Origin of the sequence: Polynucleobacter sp. MWH-Aus1W21, assembly GCF_018687275.1 — a bacterium.
GTDB lineage: Bacteria > Pseudomonadota > Gammaproteobacteria > Burkholderiales > Burkholderiaceae > Polynucleobacter.
Genome location: NZ_CP061287.1, coordinates 2,180,768 through 2,195,954, shown reverse-complemented (window position 1 = coordinate 2,195,954; position 15,187 = coordinate 2,180,768). Strand labels below are relative to the sequence as shown.

At 45.5% G+C, this 15,187-nt stretch carries 17 protein-coding genes; 6 read left to right on the top strand and 11 right to left on the bottom strand.

Annotated features, from left to right (window positions below; genetic code table 11):
• Positions 1-13: 13 nt before the first annotated feature.
• The 3 genes from ICW03_RS11395 to ICW03_RS11385 all read left to right on the top strand — a co-directional run bounded on the left by ICW03_RS11395 (position 14) and on the right by ICW03_RS11385 (position 1,764).
• Positions 14-892: a DMT family transporter gene (locus ICW03_RS11395; RefSeq protein WP_251374408.1), complete on the top strand. Its 879-nt coding sequence runs from the start codon at positions 14-16 to the stop codon at positions 890-892.
• A gap of 368 nt (positions 893-1,260) precedes the next feature.
• A complete protein-coding gene (locus tag ICW03_RS11390; RefSeq protein ID WP_215348119.1) occupies positions 1,261-1,497 on the top strand; it encodes a DUF2798 domain-containing protein in 237 nt (78 codons plus the stop codon).
• Positions 1,498-1,518: 21 nt separating this feature from the next.
• The gene (locus ICW03_RS11385; RefSeq protein ID WP_215348118.1) at positions 1,519-1,764 is read left to right on the top strand and encodes a hypothetical protein; all 246 of its coding nucleotides are present in this window, start codon (positions 1,519-1,521) and stop codon (positions 1,762-1,764) included.
• 22 nt (positions 1,765-1,786) lie between these two features.
• On the opposite strand, the gene ICW03_RS11380 is transcribed toward ICW03_RS11385, so the two are convergent.
• The 6 genes from ICW03_RS11380 to can are packed head-to-tail and all read right to left on the bottom strand — an operon-like array spanning position 1,787 to position 8,036.
• Positions 1,787-3,415: a peptide chain release factor 3 gene (locus ICW03_RS11380; protein WP_215350331.1), complete on the bottom strand. Its 1,629-nt coding sequence runs from the start codon at positions 3,413-3,415 to the stop codon at positions 1,787-1,789.
• Between the two features lie 58 nt (positions 3,416-3,473).
• Positions 3,474-4,211 carry a pseudouridine synthase gene (locus ICW03_RS11375; RefSeq protein ID WP_215348117.1) on the bottom strand — a complete coding sequence of 246 codons (738 nt, stop codon included), beginning with the start codon at positions 4,209-4,211 and terminating at the stop codon, positions 3,474-3,476.
• A gap of 50 nt (positions 4,212-4,261) precedes the next feature.
• On the bottom strand, positions 4,262-5,680 hold the full coding sequence (locus ICW03_RS11370; RefSeq protein ID WP_215348116.1) for a protein kinase: 1,419 nt from the start codon (positions 5,678-5,680) through the stop codon (positions 4,262-4,264).
• A gap of 5 nt (positions 5,681-5,685) precedes the next feature.
• Positions 5,686-6,438, bottom strand: coding sequence for a metallophosphoesterase (locus tag ICW03_RS11365; protein ID WP_215348115.1), 753 nt, complete (start codon positions 6,436-6,438; stop codon positions 5,686-5,688).
• A 25-nt stretch (positions 6,439-6,463) separates the two neighbouring features.
• Entirely contained in the window at positions 6,464-7,363 is a 900-nt protein-coding gene (locus ICW03_RS11360; RefSeq protein WP_215348114.1) for a lipid A biosynthesis acyltransferase, read from the bottom strand.
• A gap of 1 nt (position 7,364) precedes the next feature.
• On the bottom strand, positions 7,365-8,036 hold the full coding sequence (gene can, locus ICW03_RS11355) for a carbonate dehydratase (protein ID WP_215348113.1): 672 nt from the start codon (positions 8,034-8,036) through the stop codon (positions 7,365-7,367).
• Positions 8,037-8,058: 22 nt separating this feature from the next.
• Between can and ICW03_RS11350 the strand changes: the two genes are divergently transcribed.
• The 3 genes from ICW03_RS11350 to ICW03_RS11340 all read left to right on the top strand — a co-directional run bounded on the left by ICW03_RS11350 (position 8,059) and on the right by ICW03_RS11340 (position 9,512).
• Positions 8,059-8,355: a DUF167 domain-containing protein gene (locus ICW03_RS11350; RefSeq protein WP_215348112.1), complete on the top strand. Its 297-nt coding sequence runs from the start codon at positions 8,059-8,061 to the stop codon at positions 8,353-8,355.
• A 392-nt stretch (positions 8,356-8,747) separates the two neighbouring features.
• A complete protein-coding gene (locus tag ICW03_RS11345; RefSeq protein ID WP_215348111.1) occupies positions 8,748-9,113 on the top strand; it encodes a hypothetical protein in 366 nt (121 codons plus the stop codon).
• Positions 9,114-9,191: 78 nt separating this feature from the next.
• Positions 9,192-9,512 (top strand): HU family DNA-binding protein, encoded by a 321-nt coding sequence (locus ICW03_RS11340; protein WP_150114176.1) that lies wholly within the window; start codon positions 9,192-9,194, stop codon positions 9,510-9,512.
• 83 nt (positions 9,513-9,595) lie between these two features.
• Here the strand turns inward: ICW03_RS11340 and rodA are convergent, their stop codons facing one another.
• The 5 genes from rodA to ICW03_RS11315 are packed head-to-tail and all read right to left on the bottom strand — an operon-like array spanning position 9,596 to position 15,166.
• Positions 9,596-10,747 (bottom strand): rod shape-determining protein RodA, encoded by a 1,152-nt coding sequence (gene rodA, locus ICW03_RS11335; protein WP_215348110.1) that lies wholly within the window; start codon positions 10,745-10,747, stop codon positions 9,596-9,598.
• Entirely contained in the window at positions 10,729-12,636 is a 1,908-nt protein-coding gene (mrdA, locus tag ICW03_RS11330) for a penicillin-binding protein 2 (RefSeq protein ID WP_215348109.1), read from the bottom strand. The genes rodA and mrdA overlap by 19 nt, the downstream gene beginning before the upstream one ends.
• Before the next feature lie 8 nt (positions 12,637-12,644).
• Entirely contained in the window at positions 12,645-13,169 is a 525-nt protein-coding gene (gene mreD, locus ICW03_RS11325) for a rod shape-determining protein MreD (protein ID WP_215348108.1), read from the bottom strand.
• On the bottom strand, positions 13,166-14,098 hold the full coding sequence (gene mreC, locus ICW03_RS11320) for a rod shape-determining protein MreC (RefSeq protein WP_215348107.1): 933 nt from the start codon (positions 14,096-14,098) through the stop codon (positions 13,166-13,168). Before mreC ends, mreD begins: the two co-directional genes overlap by 4 nt.
• A gap of 24 nt (positions 14,099-14,122) precedes the next feature.
• Positions 14,123-15,166: a rod shape-determining protein gene (locus tag ICW03_RS11315; protein ID WP_215348106.1), complete on the bottom strand. Its 1,044-nt coding sequence runs from the start codon at positions 15,164-15,166 to the stop codon at positions 14,123-14,125.
• Positions 15,167-15,187 lie beyond the last annotated feature (21 nt).

The following is a 15,187-nucleotide window of genomic DNA, read 5'->3' as shown; positions in this document are numbered from 1 at the left end:
AAGAAAAAGGGTAATGGTGAATAAAGAAACCAAAGGAATGTTGATTGGCTTTATTGGCATTCTGATTTTTAGCTTAACGCTGCCGGTTAGCAAAATTGCCGTTTTAAGCTTCAACCCTTATTTCATTGCCTTTGGTAGAGCAAGCTTGGCGGGACTTGTCGCGCTTGCTTACCTTGTCTATAAAAAAGAAGGCACGCCTTCCAAAGTCGATTTTGTAAAGTTTGTGGTGATAGCTTTGGGCGTTGTATTTGGATTTCCTATTTTGACTACTGTAGCGATGACCCAGGGCTCCTCATCTCATGGCGCGGTTATTTTAGGAATGATGCCCCTTGCCACAACGGTGATTGGGGTCTTGCGTTTCAAGGAACGACCCTCATTGGGTTTTTGGCTGGTATCTCTCTTGGGCGCTGGGTTGGTTGTTTTGTATGCCTTGCTCAAAAGTTCAGGAAGCTTTACCTATATTGACGGATTGCTCGTCTTAGGCGGTATCAGCGCCTGTATTGGCTATGTAGAGGGCGGTGAGTTATCAAGAAAGATGAATCCGCGCGCTGTAATTTCATGGGCATTGGTAATTTCATTGCCGGTAAATCTCATGATGACTTGGCTAATGTATAGCCCAGAATATATGTCCGCGGGTACAGTCGCATGGACTAGCTTTGTCTATCTCAGTCTATTTCCTATGTTTCTTGGCTTTTTCTTTTGGTATGAGGGCCTTGCAATTGGGGGTATTGCAAGGGTCAGCCAAGTGCAGCTAATTCAACCTTTTTGTACTTTAGTGGCAGCTAGTGTATTGCTTGGCGATCCACTCACGCTAATGAACTTAATCTTCGCAGTTTTGGTGGTGTCGACAGTCATACTTGGAAAAAGAATGCTAGTGAGAAGAGCGCAATGATTTTTGTGTTTAATTTTTACACGATGATGTAATTAAAAGCCCCGATTAACGGGGCTTTAATTATGAGGCAACAACTTTGTGTTTGCTAAGAGCTCGCAAAATTTTGCTTTTCTCTTTTGGTTTTGTGCTTGCTTCTAATAATTTAGTAAGTTGAGCTGAGTTAAGGGGCCCTAAGCGCGCTTTTCCAGTTTTGGTAAGCATAGAGTCGTTTTTTCTGGTTCTTTGATTTTGGCCTACAGCCATAAATTTCCTAGAGTAATGGAATGATGAATCTCAAGGCTTGCTTCAGAGACTCCCCTATCTAGGGCGCACAATAGTGATCACAGTCCAGAATAACAGCTAACACCTTCAGAAGCTATGATGTAACCATGATGAATTTACCCAGTTTAGTTTTTGCCCTTGTAATGGGTCTCTTAATGTCACTCAGCATCACGCTGGCCACCACTTTTGTACGAGTTGGTCCGATAGAAAATTTCTTTTGGATATGGCTTGAGGTTTGGTTAGTAGCCTATCCAGTGGCGATTGTCTGCATTTTGATTTACAGGCCAGCTGCCAGCAAAATTACTGCAAAGCTTTTGCAAATGCTGGCCCTTAATAAATCCTAATTACATCTGAGCGGGCTCTTAATGAACGCATTGCAAAAAAACGGCATGCTTAGCGCATGCTGCATATTAATATTGAGCGCCTGTGCTGCGGTATATACCGACGCCTCTGACTCTAATCACGTTACTTTTTTAAATAGCAGTGGAGAATCGATTGAGCAGTTAACAAATAAAGCCAATGCCTATTGTGCGCAATACGGTAAAGCAGCCTCATTTAGAAGCAGCGATACTCAGTTAGTTGCTGTATTTGATTGCAAAGCGCCTCGTTAAGTTATTGAGGCGATTGATTGGATTAGCCCGCTAAATCCGATTGATATATAAGGCCGGCATGCTCTCTCAGTGCGTGGAATTGAATCGATTCCCAGCGTTGTTGAGCAACATCTAATTCTGACTTATGTGATGCCAAGAAGACTGATGCGCCTACAACATCTTCAGCCATGCGATGGATATTTTCTTGGGTAAATTTCTTTAATGCAACGGGATCGTCTGAGCTAACCCAGCGCGCCAGGCTATAGCGGGCCGGTAGTAGACGTACCTCTGCGCCATATTCGGTTTGGAGTCGGTGACTTACTACTTCAAATTGGAGCTGGCCAAATGCACCTAGCAACATTGTGCCGCCAGCCATTGGTCTGAAGACTTGAATAGCGCCCTCTTCACCCAATTGCATTAGTCCAGTACGCAACTGTTTTGAGCGCAGTGGATCTGCAGACTCCACCATGCGGAAAATTTCAGGTGCAAAAAAAGGCAAACCGGTGAACTGAAGTTGTTCGCCTTCAGTTAAGGTGTCACCAAGACGAAGTAAGCCATGATTGGGCAGGCCAATAATGTCGCCAGGAAAAGCTTCATCCAAAATATCGCGTCTTTGTGACAAGAAGGAAAGCGCATTATTGGTACGCACCTCTTTACCGTTACGACATATCTTTAGCTTCATGCCACGCTGAAAATGACCAGAGCAGATTCTTAAAAATGCCACGCGATCTCGGTGCGCTGGGTCCATGTTGGCCTGAATCTTGAATACGACTGCCGAGAATTTATTTTCTGCGGGGCTCACTTCGCGTTGCAATGCTTTGCGTGAGCCAGGCGAAGGGGCTAACTCAACTAGTGTATTGAGAATCTCACGTACACCGAAGTTATTGATTGCAGATCCAAAGAAAACTGGAGACTGACGCCCTGCTAAAAATGCTTCTAGATTAAATGCAGGCATTGCTTCTTTAATAAGCGCCACTTCAGCCAAAGCGTTTTCTAGGTCTGGGCCTAAGCGCTCCCTGAGGGCGGGATCATTTACATCAACTACTGCATGGGAGTCTTCGGTAACGCGATCCTCACCAGCTTTAAACATGCGCATCCGCATATTGGCAATGTCGATCACACCAGCAAAAGATTTGCCCATCCCAACCGGCCAAGTAAATGGCACTACTTCAATGCCAAGAGCGGTTTCGATTTCATCCATTAGCTCCATTGGAGGCTTTACCTCACGGTCCATCTTATTGATGAAGGTGACAATAGGTGTATTGCGTGCGCGGCACACTTCAAGCAAGCGTAATGTTTGAGATTCAACACCATTAGCAGCATCGATCACCATAAGAGCGGAGTCAACTGCAGTCAATACGCGGTAGGTATCCTCCGAGAAGTCTTGGTGTCCCGGAGTATCTAGCAAATTGATAATGCAATCACGATATTCCATCTGCATCACAGAACTTGCTACAGAAATACCCCGTTGCTTTTCAATCTCCATCCAGTCGGAGGTTGCATGACGACTTGCTTTACGGGCTTTAACGCTGCCAGCAATTTGAATGGCACCTGCATAGAGCAGTAATTTTTCAGTAAGCGTAGTTTTACCCGCATCTGGGTGAGAGATGATGGCAAAGCTGCGGCGTCTAAGTACTTCTGCGCCTGGCGTGCTGGGGGTGGAAGTTTCGATGGTAATTTTTGCGCCAGTTAATCTAAGTTTGGTCGCAATTATAAGCGGGTGTGAGGCTTCAGAATTGCTCTTCAGGCCTTACGTAGCGCCATTGGCCTGGAGGTAAGGGCCCCAACGAGATACGACCCATTCTGACGCGCTTAAGGCCTAGCACCTTAAGACCTACCATTTCACACATCCTGCGAATTTGGCGCTTACGACCTTCACGCAAAACAAAGCGAAGCTGATCTTCGTTCTGCCAACTGACTTGTGCCGGCTTAAGTTCTACGCCGTCTAGCGAGAGGCCATGTCTTAGGCGGTCTAAATCTTCGAAAGAAAGAAGGCCCTCAACACGCACTAAATATTCTTTTTCGATGGGGCTATTTTCACCAATCAATAATTTGGCAATACGCCCATCTTGAGTCAAAACTAGCATGCCAGTAGAGTCAATATCCAATCTTCCGGCGGGCGCTAGCCCCTTTGTATTGAAGCGCGGACTTCTACCCTTGTCTAGCGGACTAGCAAAGTAATTTTCGGGAGTGATTAAAGAGGCTGCGGGTTGATATTCCTGTTCATCGTCGTAATGAGAGATATATCCAACAGGCTTATTCAAAATCACGGTGATGCGAGAAGCTTGTTGTGCCTTCGCGCCAGATTGCAACTCAATTTTTTGATGACGGAAAGCACGAACTCCTAACTCGTTGACCACTTCACCATCTACCGTTACAAGTCCTTGCTCAATATAAGAGTCTGCTTCACGACGTGAGCATAGACCTAACTCAGAGAGTAACTTTGAGACGCGTACTTTTTCTTCCATGCTTGCATTATCCGTCAATTGCTGCCTGTGGGGAGGCAGTAGACATCATCTTAAGTTCTGACAATATGCACGCTGCACGGAGCCTCTTCGACAATCTTGGTCATCGACGTTCTCCAGGGGGCTACCTTATTGGGTAGCTTATGTGATGCGCCAATGAGAATGAGGGATGCGTCATTGTCTTTAGCAAATTCAACGATGCGCGCGGCAGGATCAAGAGCTTCCAGCACGTGATAAGAGATTCTTTCTGGCGGCAGTTTTAGTGGTTTGGCCCAATCCATGAGTTGCACCAAATGCCCGCGCACAATTCCACTGGCGGTTTCATTTTCTTGATTGCCCTCGAACGTTGGAGTGCTGCTGATAGTGCTTAAGCAAACTAATCGACTTTCAGGATAGGCATGTAATAAGTTCTTTGCAGTAATTTGCATGCGCTCTCGTAAGTCTTCATCCGATTGGCGGGTGTCAATTGCGGCAATCATGAGGGGCGCATCAAAGTTGCCCATGCTTGGTCGTGGACTTGGGGATGGTTCATAGCCAGCAGCTTTGAACATGCCTTTGAGGTTTTGCCAAAAACTAGGTGGCTCAACACGATCGGCCCGTTCGGTTAGAGTGACGCCCTCGGGATCACGCAATACTTGTCGCAAGCGTGCGGCACTTTGATAGCGATCTACTGCTCGAGGCTCCAGGCATCTCAACACCACCTCTTGAAGCCAGCGTGGAATTTCTCTACGAATTGCGCGCGGTGGAAATGGCTCAGCCCACATTCGTCTTCGTAGACCACTCATTGTTTGTGGATTGCCAAACGGCAGTTCGCCAGTAAGCAACTCATACATGATTGCGCCGATAGAAAAAATATCGCTGCGCGAATCCGAGCGAATTCCAGCCACTTGCTCGGGAGAGATGTAAGGCGCAGATCCAACGCCTTTACGCATTTCTTCTGCAAGTAAATCAGGATAGCGAGCATGATGTGATAAACCAAAATCAATCAGCGTTAATTTGCCTTTGTCATCAATCAAAATATTTTCAGGCTTGATGTCCAGATGAATTGCATCTTGAGAGTGGAGCGACTGCACTGCTTGTGCAAGATCTACTCCGATGCGAACAACCTCATCAATCGTAAAAACTTTACCTTCTTTGATGAAGTCTTCTAGGGGGCGCCCTTCAACTCTTTCCATTGCGATATAAGGGCGTGTGGCCATATTGCCAGAGCCTAAATATTTAGGAACATAGTGACTCTTAAGAGAGCGTAGGATAGTCAGCTCAGTTTCAAAGCCGATCAAACTTTCTACTGGCTGGTCTCTACCAACTCGCGGAATCTTCAGCAGAATCGGTACATCAATACCTTCTTTCGTTGCTGAAAATAGGCTGGCCATTCCGCCGCGATGAACTTCTTTTCCCAGGGTAAACCCATCAACTACTTTGCCTTCTTGAAATATATCGTCTACTGCTTCAATGTCGGTATTAATGGCCATTAGATTTACTTGCCTGTAAGGAGGCGGTTTGCTAAGTCCTCTGGCAGGCCGGCACGGCGCACTTTATCTGCGGCGGTAAAGTGATCGTAGGGCGTGCGATGAAACGTCAGCATTTCAGCTTGGGGTTCAAAAATAGCAAAACAGGCTTCTGGGTTGCCATCTCTAGGTTGACCAAGCGAGCCTACAACGCCTACCCACTGGCGATGGTGTAGCACTGGAATTTCATCACCTGGATGCGGCGCAAAGCGAATGAGTTTACCAACCGCGCTTTGATAAAACAGAGCTTGCTCGTGCGCATGACCAACAAAGGTGTAATTTTTTCCAGAGTTTTGTACGCAGCGCCATGCACTCATGCTGTCAGTAATGTAATTCCAGTCGGCCGGATTATGTGCAGAGGCGTGGACAAAGCAAATCAGATCCTCTTGAATGATCAGCGGTAGTTTTTTAAGGAACTCTACATGGCCAGAATTAAGCTGAGACTTAGTCCACTCAATAGCAGCATTTGCGCTTGCGTTCATTTGGGTACGACTGTCTTTGAAAATAGCTTCATCATGATTGCCCAGAATGGCAATGGCCTTTTTGCTATCGATAAGATGAGCAATTCGATCAATCAGCGCTACTGGGTCAGCGTTATAACCAACCAGGTCGCCTAAGAAAACCATCCTAGTTACACCAAGCTCTTCCGCGCGAGCCATACAAGCTTCAAAAGCTTCTAAATTGCTGTGGAGATCGGCGAATAGCCCAATACGTTCAGTCATCCCTTAATGATAGGACAAAAGACCTTTAGATAGAAGGGTTATAGGGGCTTGGGCTGTTATCGGGACGGTTTTTGAAGCGCTTGTGAACCCAGTAGTATTCGGCTGGACGCAGTCGAATTTCATCTTCAAAATATTGGTTAAGACGGGCAGTGTCTGATTTTGGATCTTCCCCAGGAAAATTCTCTAATGGTTTTCTAATTTCACACAGATATCCAGATTCATCTGCTTTTAAAGTGGTCGTCATTAGACACACGTCTGCACCTGTAATTTTGGCTAAGCGAGAAATCGTGGTGATCGTATTGGTTTGAATTCCAAAAAATGGTACGAACTCAGAATCTTTGAGGCCCAAATCAATATCTGGCGCAATGATGATGAAGTCGCCATTGCGAATTTCTCGAATGATGGTTTTGACATTGCCTTGTCGATCAATTGAGTTTCCGCCAAAGCGATTTCGCCATTCCACAATCTTTTTATTAAAAAATGGATTTTTCATTCTTTGAAAAAACCCGGAAGTACGTGGCCAATGATTTTCTTTACACAGCGCACTCAAAATAATGCTGCCTTCAATTCCGGTGAAGTGCATGTTCACCAAAATACGAGGTTTTTTGCTAGAAAGATCTACTGCAGATTTCACCTCGATCATGTTGCGCAACTGATTTGAGCTGCCACACCAAATAATGCTTTTCTCCACTAGACTGCGACCGAGTGAGCGCCAATGTTGTTTGCTTAAGACGTCAATTTCGTCTGAGCTTAATTGCGGAAAGCATAGTCGGAGATTAGTTTTGACGACTCGATTTCGATCGCTTGGAATGCGAGCCGCTATAAAGCCCAGTCCATAGCCGATGGCAACCAATAATCTATAAGGTAGTAGCGCAAGAAGCTTGAGTAGCGCAACGACTACTTGATTAGAAAAGGATTTGAGCAAATTAGTTTTGCTCTAGTTCGTAACGCTTTACTGATTTCGCATAGCGTTCAGTCATTTCTTCAATTGAGCTGCTGGACATCCCTAAATCATTCACTAGACCAGTTTCAAGTCGATAAGCCCAGCCATGCACTGTTAGATCTTGTCCACGTGCCCACGCATCTTGCACGATGGTGGTTTCACAAACGTTCACTACTTGCTCAATAACGTTGAGCTCACATAGACGATCTTGGCGTTTTGGGGTTGGGATCATATCGCCTAGATAGCGCTCATATTTTTGATGTACATCTTTAACGTGGCGCAACCAGTTATCAGCAAGCCCAACCCGCTTATCAGTGAGTGCCGCATGCACACCTGAGCATCCATAATGGCCTACGACTAATATGTGCTTCACTTTCAGTAAATCGATCGCAAACTGAATAACAGATAAGCAATTCAAATCAGTATGGACAACTACGTTTGCAACATTTCGATGTACAAATAATTCACCTGGCAATAAGTTGACAATGTCATTTGCCGGCACTCGACTATCAGAGCAGCCTATCCAAAGATATTCCGGAGCTTGTTGAGAAACTAGCCGCTTAAAGAAGTTGGCATCATTAGCCACCATGCTTTCGGCCCAGGTGCGATTGTTTGCAAATAGTTGTTCTAATGCTTGGGAATTCTTCATCGTCATGGTTTCAGTTTAAAGTACTTTGATGACGCCTATTTGGTTAAAACAAACCCCCTCCGGAATCACCCTCAATTTGCACTGTCAGCCAGGGGCAAAGCAAACAAAAGTAGTTGGCTTACATGATGGCTGTTTGAAAATTTCTTTGCAGGCGCCGGCCCTTGAAAATAAGGCAAATGAACTTTTATTGGCATGGCTTTCTAAGCAGCTAAAAGTGCCTCAGAAGCAAATTCAATTTGTTTCCGGCCAAAACAGTCGTAAAAAGAGAGTGGAAATATGGGGCCCCATTAGTCCAGAGCAAATTGTTCAGCTGTTAAGCCCCTGAGGCCAAGAATTGGCTCAATAAAAATAACCCACAAAATTCTCAGAATATGCACTCTCTGAACCATGTAATAAACGGAGTGATCTTTGAACATTAGGTTTAGGCGGCTGGCGCCTTTATTGTTGAAAAGAGCTGCGGCAGGGTATTTACTGATGCCAGAGGTGCATGCTGGTGCGTAAAGAGCGCTTCCCCTGAATTAAGCGAAACTTGCTCAGGCTGCAAAAATAAAATTGATGCTGCTGCAGATGACCGGCTGTTTGAGTTAGTGATGGATGTTTTAATTTGGATACCGATCCCAAATAGAGGGTTTCTCGAAACTGGATGCTCATATACTTCCCATAGAAGATAAAAGTTCCCGCTTAGGGTTTATGTCGTGATTTACCAAGGAAATTCTGATGAATGGCTTTATGAAGTGGCTCTTAAGCCTTGTTTTAATTGGGTTAGTGGGTATTTCAGTCTATACATGGGCTATGCTCAATTGGAGCTACGGAAGTGGCGAACGCGCTGGATATGTGCAGAAATTCTCTAATCGCGGCTATGTATGCAAAACCTGGGAAGGTGAATTAGCCATGGTTTCCATGCCTGGCACGATGTCAGAAAAATTCCTCTTTACGGTGCGTGAAGATGCTGTGGCACAAAAAATAAATGCTAATTTAGGGAAAAAGGTTGCCCTAAAGTATGAGCAACACATCGGCCTGCCGACAACCTGTTTTGGCGATACGGAGTATTTTGTTTCTGATATCGTAGTTTTAGATGAGTAGTTTGTAGTCGTATTAAAAAATTGCTGTAACGCAACTTTATTTTTATAATTTTTTTGTGGTTAAAATCATGTAAGCGTAATGTGCGCTGACATCAACATCTATAAGGAGCTTCACTTGAACAAAGCCGAACTAATCGCAGCAATTGCTGACGACGCGGAGATTTCTAAGGCCAAAGCTGAATTCGCATTGAATTCTGCTATCGAGACAATCATCAAAGCTGTTACTAAAGGTGACTCAGTACAACTGATCGGCTTTGGTACTTTTGCTTCTGGCAAACGTGCTGCACGTATGGGTCGCAACCCAAAAACTGGCGAGCCACTCAAAATCGCTGCTGCAAAAACTGTTAAGTTTTCTGCTGGTAAAGCATTTAAAGATTCTGTTAACAAGCGTAAGAAGTAATTCTTCCTTTGTTGATAAAAAAGCCCGGCATGTCGGGCTTTTTTATTTCCTAAAGATTTGCGGACTTATAAAGTCATTTACATTTAGCTTGGCACTAAACGGCGGTGACGATGAATGCTCATCAATATGCCCGCACCAAATCCTAAGGTCACTAGTGCAGTGCCACCATAGCTAATAAATGGTAGCGGCACCCCAACGACTGGCAATAGGCCGCTCACCATGCCGATATTCACAAAAGCATAGGTAAAGAAAATCAAAGTTACGGCAGCACCTAAAAGTCTTGTAAATAAATTTGGTGCGCTTGCAGAGATGGCGAGCCCTCTTTTAATGAGGGCGAAGAAAAGCGCAAGCAATACTAAGTTGCCCAATAGGCCAAACTCTTCAGAGAAAACAGCAAACACGAAGTCAGTATGTTTTTCTGGAATGAATTCCAAATGCGCCTGAGTTCCTTGAAACCAACCTTTACCAAAGAAACCTCCGGAACCAATCGCAATCATCGATTGAATGGTATGAAAACCTTTTCCAAGTGGATCACTGGTTGGGTCTAGCAAAGTGCAAACGCGATGTTTTTGATAATTGTGTACAAGTGGCCAAACTACATCATGTGCACAGATGGTGCTGCCAAAAATAATAATTAACAAAATGCCAATAACGCCTAGCCCTACAAACGGGAGGATCCACTTCCAGGGAAGCCCTGCAAGAATAATGACGTACATCCCCGCGGCAAAAACAAGCAGCGCAGTACCTAAGTCTGGTTGGCGAGCAATTAAGAAAACAGGAATCGCTAAGATGATTGCAGCAACTCCGTAGTCCCAAGATTTCTGAATGCCTTCACGTTTTTGAAAGTACCAAGCAAGCATCAGCGGCATTGCAATCTTCATGATTTCAGATGGTTGAATCACAATACCAATGTTGAGCCAACGACGCGCGCCCTTTTTAATTAATCCAAATACAGCTACTGCAATTAAAAGTGCAACGCCCAGCCCATAGATCCAAACCGCACCCATTTCCAACCACTTTGGCGGAATGCGAGAGACAAGCCACATCACTACAAATGACAGTGCGAGATTGCGAAATTCATCCGCAATTTGCACAGGTGTATTTTGACTAGCAGATAAAAAAGTAAAAAAGCCAACGGCCGCCAAGCCAAGCAGAATAAGACCTAGCTGGCGGTCTAAGCCAGCAAAGATACCAAAGAAAAATCCTTTAACTTTTATTAAGGGGCTCTTTTCCATTCAGGAATCTCCTTAGGCCACTTGCCCTCTATGTAAAAGTCCAATGCTTTACGTGCAATTGGGGCGGCATATTGCGCACCGAAGCCTGCATTCTCTACGACCATTGCGATCACAATCGTTGGCTTCTCCGCTGGTGCAAAAGCAATGTACAAAGCATGGTCGCGCAAAAATTCTGCAGTGGCACTGTGTTTATATTCTTTGGAATTCAAACTAAAGACTTGAGCAGTTCCAGTCTTTCCGCCAACCTGATAACTGGTTCCTTTAAATGCCGCGGCTGAAGTTCCTGAGATGTTTACTTCTAGCATGGCTTTTTTAATCACTTCAATGTTCTCAGTATTGAGATCAATGCGATAACTTTCTTTTGGTGTTGTCAGAACTCTATTGCGAGTGAACGGATCTTCAATTGCTTTCACTAAGTGCGGCTTCATGACAATGCCGTTATTAGCAACGTTGGCCATAGCGTGAGCCAGTTGCAAAATCGTGAAGGCGTTATAGCCTTGGCCAATGCCCAATGAAATCGTTTCGCCCTCGTACCATTTTTGCTGATCAGGTTTTTTAAAAGTATTTTTCTTCCACTCGGTGGATGGCAGAACACCTCTTGCCTCGCCTTCTAAATCAATGCCGGTAATTTGACCAAAACCTAATGGCTTCATAAAGTCATGCATCATGTTTACGCCCATGTCGCGCGCAAGCATGTAGTAGTAAGTATCGCAGGACTCAACAATAGACTTTTGCATATCAACAATGCCGTGACCACCTTTTTTATCATCGCGGAAGGTGTGATTACCAAAATCAAAGTAACCTGGATCAGAAATGGTTTGTGATGGCGTGCGCTTTTTATTTTCTAAAGCTGCTAAGGCCATAAAAGGTTTGTAAGTGGAGCCTGGTGGGTAGATGCCTTTGAGTGGACGGTTGTAAAGCGGCTTCTGTGGAGAGTCATTAAGCTCTTTCCAGGTAACCGAATCAATGCCTTCAACAAAGTCATTTGGATTGAAGTTCGGCTTAGACACAAATGCTAATACATCGCCCGTCTCTGGTTCGATTGCTACAAATGCACCGCGGAAATTTCCATAAAGCTGCTCAACTAAATATTGCAACTTGATATCAACGGAGAGCACTACGTTTTTGCCGGGAACGGAAGGCGCGCTAGAAAGTGAGCGCACTGGTTTGCCGCCCGCAGTAATTTCTACTTGATCGTATCCAGGTACACCGCGCAAAACAGTTTCATAACTTTGCTCTAAGCCAATCTTGCCGACATATTGAATGCCTGGCAAAAATGAAGTCTGTAAAGCATCGGGATCATCTGCTTTGGCGCCCTCAATTTCTGCCTGCATGCGTTCCTTATCTTTCTGAGAAACGCGGCCAATATAGCCAATTAAGTGGGAGGCCAATTCGTTATATGGGTACTCCCGAAAGCTCCTGGCGCGGATCTCTACCCCTGGGAAACGGTAGCGATTGGCCATAAATCGGGCTGTTTCGGTCTCATTGAGCATGGACCGCAGGGGAAAAGTGCCCATATTTCGGGAATCTTCCAGAGATCGCTTGAAATTGCGACGATCTCGAGGGGAGATAGCAATGATTTCGGAAAGATCATTAATTAACTCGTCAACATTGCCTTTGACTTCTTCAGCATTTACATCCAGAGTGAGGGCGGAATAATTTCGGCCAATGACGATCCCATTGCGATCAATTAAAAGACCTCGATTCGCAGGAGCGGGAACTAGCGCAATACGATTGCTCTCCGCTAACAGGGCATATTTGCCATGACTAACAAGTTGCAACCATACTAGTCGAGTAATGAGCAGTAAAAAGCAAAGGGTGACAAATAGAATCGCAATATGTATGCGCTCTTGGAATGAGTCGAGGTCCGGCTTTTTAAAAGAAACCATCTTGCTTCTTAGAGAGGTCGATTATGATCAACATCTATAGGACGACGCTGTGGTGCAAGCAATATCCGTGTAGCTAAAGGCCAGAGCATCGCTTCAATCAAGGCCTGAATGGCGCTCGTAAGAGCCCACCAATAGAGTTCGCCACTGAGTAGCCAATGGGCCAGCACGGGGAATAGCGATACCAATAGGAAAATGGGAAGCAGATGTATTGCCTGTGAGAGCACCATGAGAGCCACAATCCGTCTATGCCAGGAGATGGCAACGTAAGCAACTAGCGAGTAGCTAAATGCGTGTAAGCCCATTAAATCTGAATTGTGTACATCCATCATCAAGCCAAGAATGAACGCGGTAATCACGCTCACATAGCGATGTTGATGAATGTTCCAAAACACGATGCACAGAATTAACCAGTCGGGTACCCAGCCGTAATTACCAATTGGCAGTAGGTTTAATAGCAGCGCACAAAACAAGCTGAAATAAATGAAGACCGGATTTACCGGGCGCAGGATATAGCCGCTCTGGAAATCGATCATTGCATTCCTCGCGCACGAGTTTGACGTCTGCCAGGCGTATTGGTTAGTGGCGCATCTGTAGCGGATTTAGTATTTATTGGCGCCTTGGCATCGAACTGTGGATCGTATAAAAGAGCAAGTGCTTGGCGATAGCGATTCACTGCTGCTACAGGCACGCAAAATACGTTTGAAGAATTTTTATCGAGATTGCGCTCAATTTTGCTAATGACGGCAACTGCAAATCCTGGTGGGTAAACACCATCAATACCCGAGGTCAGCAAAATATCACCCACCTCAAGGTCGCTAGCAACTGGCAGATAGCGCAGTTCTAAGGGGTTACCACGGCCAGTGCCAAAGACGGCGGCGCGAAGTCCGTTGCGGGCCACCTGAACAGGCACTGCAAAATCACGATCTTCTAGCAGCGAAACTTCTGCTGAGCGCTCATAAAGGCGAACTACTTGGCCTAGGATGCCTGAGTCATTGGTAATAGGATTGCCAAGTTTGAGTCCGTCATTACTGCCGCGATTAATCACAATTCGCTGTGAAATGGGATTGGGAGGGTTAAATAGAATTTCAACTGGCAATGTTTTAAATGGCACTTGCTTTTGCAAAGTCATGAGCTCACGCAAGTTTTGGTTTTCTACCATCAAAAATTCAGATTGATTCGCCAGTAATGAAAGTTCTGCTTGGCGCACTTTCATGACTTGGTTTTCTTGGTCAAGCGTAGATCTTGTTGTGAAATAGTCTGATGTTGCTTCGAGTAGATTGCGCGGCGCCATCATGACATATTCAAGCGGACGCAAAATCCAGTTGACGTTGTTTCGGATTGGATCGAGTACTTTGAAACGAAAATCGATCAGCATCAGAGCGATGCTGATCGACAGACAGACAATCAGTTTAAGTAAGGCCGGAATGCCCTGTCTGAAAAGTGGTGGAGCGCTATGTTGCAATTCCCTGATCGACGTGTATGTCGCTTACTCGTGCGAGAACACTCCGCCTAACTTATCCATGCGCTCAAGTGCGATACCGCAACCACGAGCCACGCAAGTTAAAGGATCTTCTGCAACATGAATTGGCAAGCCAGTTTCTTCCAACAAGAGGCGATCGAGGTCGCGCAATAAGGCGCCGCCGCCCGTGAGCATCATGCCGCGCTCAGCGATGTCGGATGCCAACTCAGGTGGAATCTGCTCGAGAGCTGCTTTGACTGCAGTCACGATTTGATTCAATGGATCAGTCAATGCTTCGAGGATTTCATTGCTGGTAACTGTGAAGCTACGTGGAATGCCTTCAGAAAGATTGCGACCTTTTACTTCCATCTCGCGCACTTCGGCACCAGGGAATGCAGAACCAATTGTTTTCTTAATGAACTCAGCGGTTTGTTCACCAATCAACATGCCGTAGTTGCGGCGAATGTAATTGGTGATGGCTTCATCAAACTTGTCGCCACCAACGCGAACAGAGCCTTTGTAAACCATGCCACCCAATGACATCACGCCAACTTCAGTTGTGCCGCCGCCGATGTCGACAACCATCGAACCAGCAGCTTCAGAAACTGGCAAGCCAGAACCAATTGCAGCCGCCATTGGTTCTTCAATCAAAAATACTTGTGATGCGCCAGCACCTAACGCAGATTCGCGAATCGCACGACGCTCAACTTGAGTAGATCCACAAGGAACGCAAATGATGATGCGAGGGCTAGGCTTTAATAATTTGCTTTCGTGCACAAGCTTGATAAATTGCTTGAGCATTTGTTCGGTAATCGTGAAGTCGGCAATAACGCCGTCTTTCATTGGGCGAATTGCCTCAATATTCCCTGGAACGCGGCCCAACATCGCTTTTGCCTCCTTGCCGACGGCCAAAATGGTCTTTTTGCCGTTTGGACCACCCTCTTGGCGAATTGCCACAACAGAGGGCTCATCGAGGACAATACCCCGCTCACGCATATAAATTAAGGTGTTAGCGGTGCCTAGGTCGATGGCTAGGTCATTGGAAAAGTAGCTGCGGAAAATACCAAACATGATGTAGTGGGAAAATAGAAA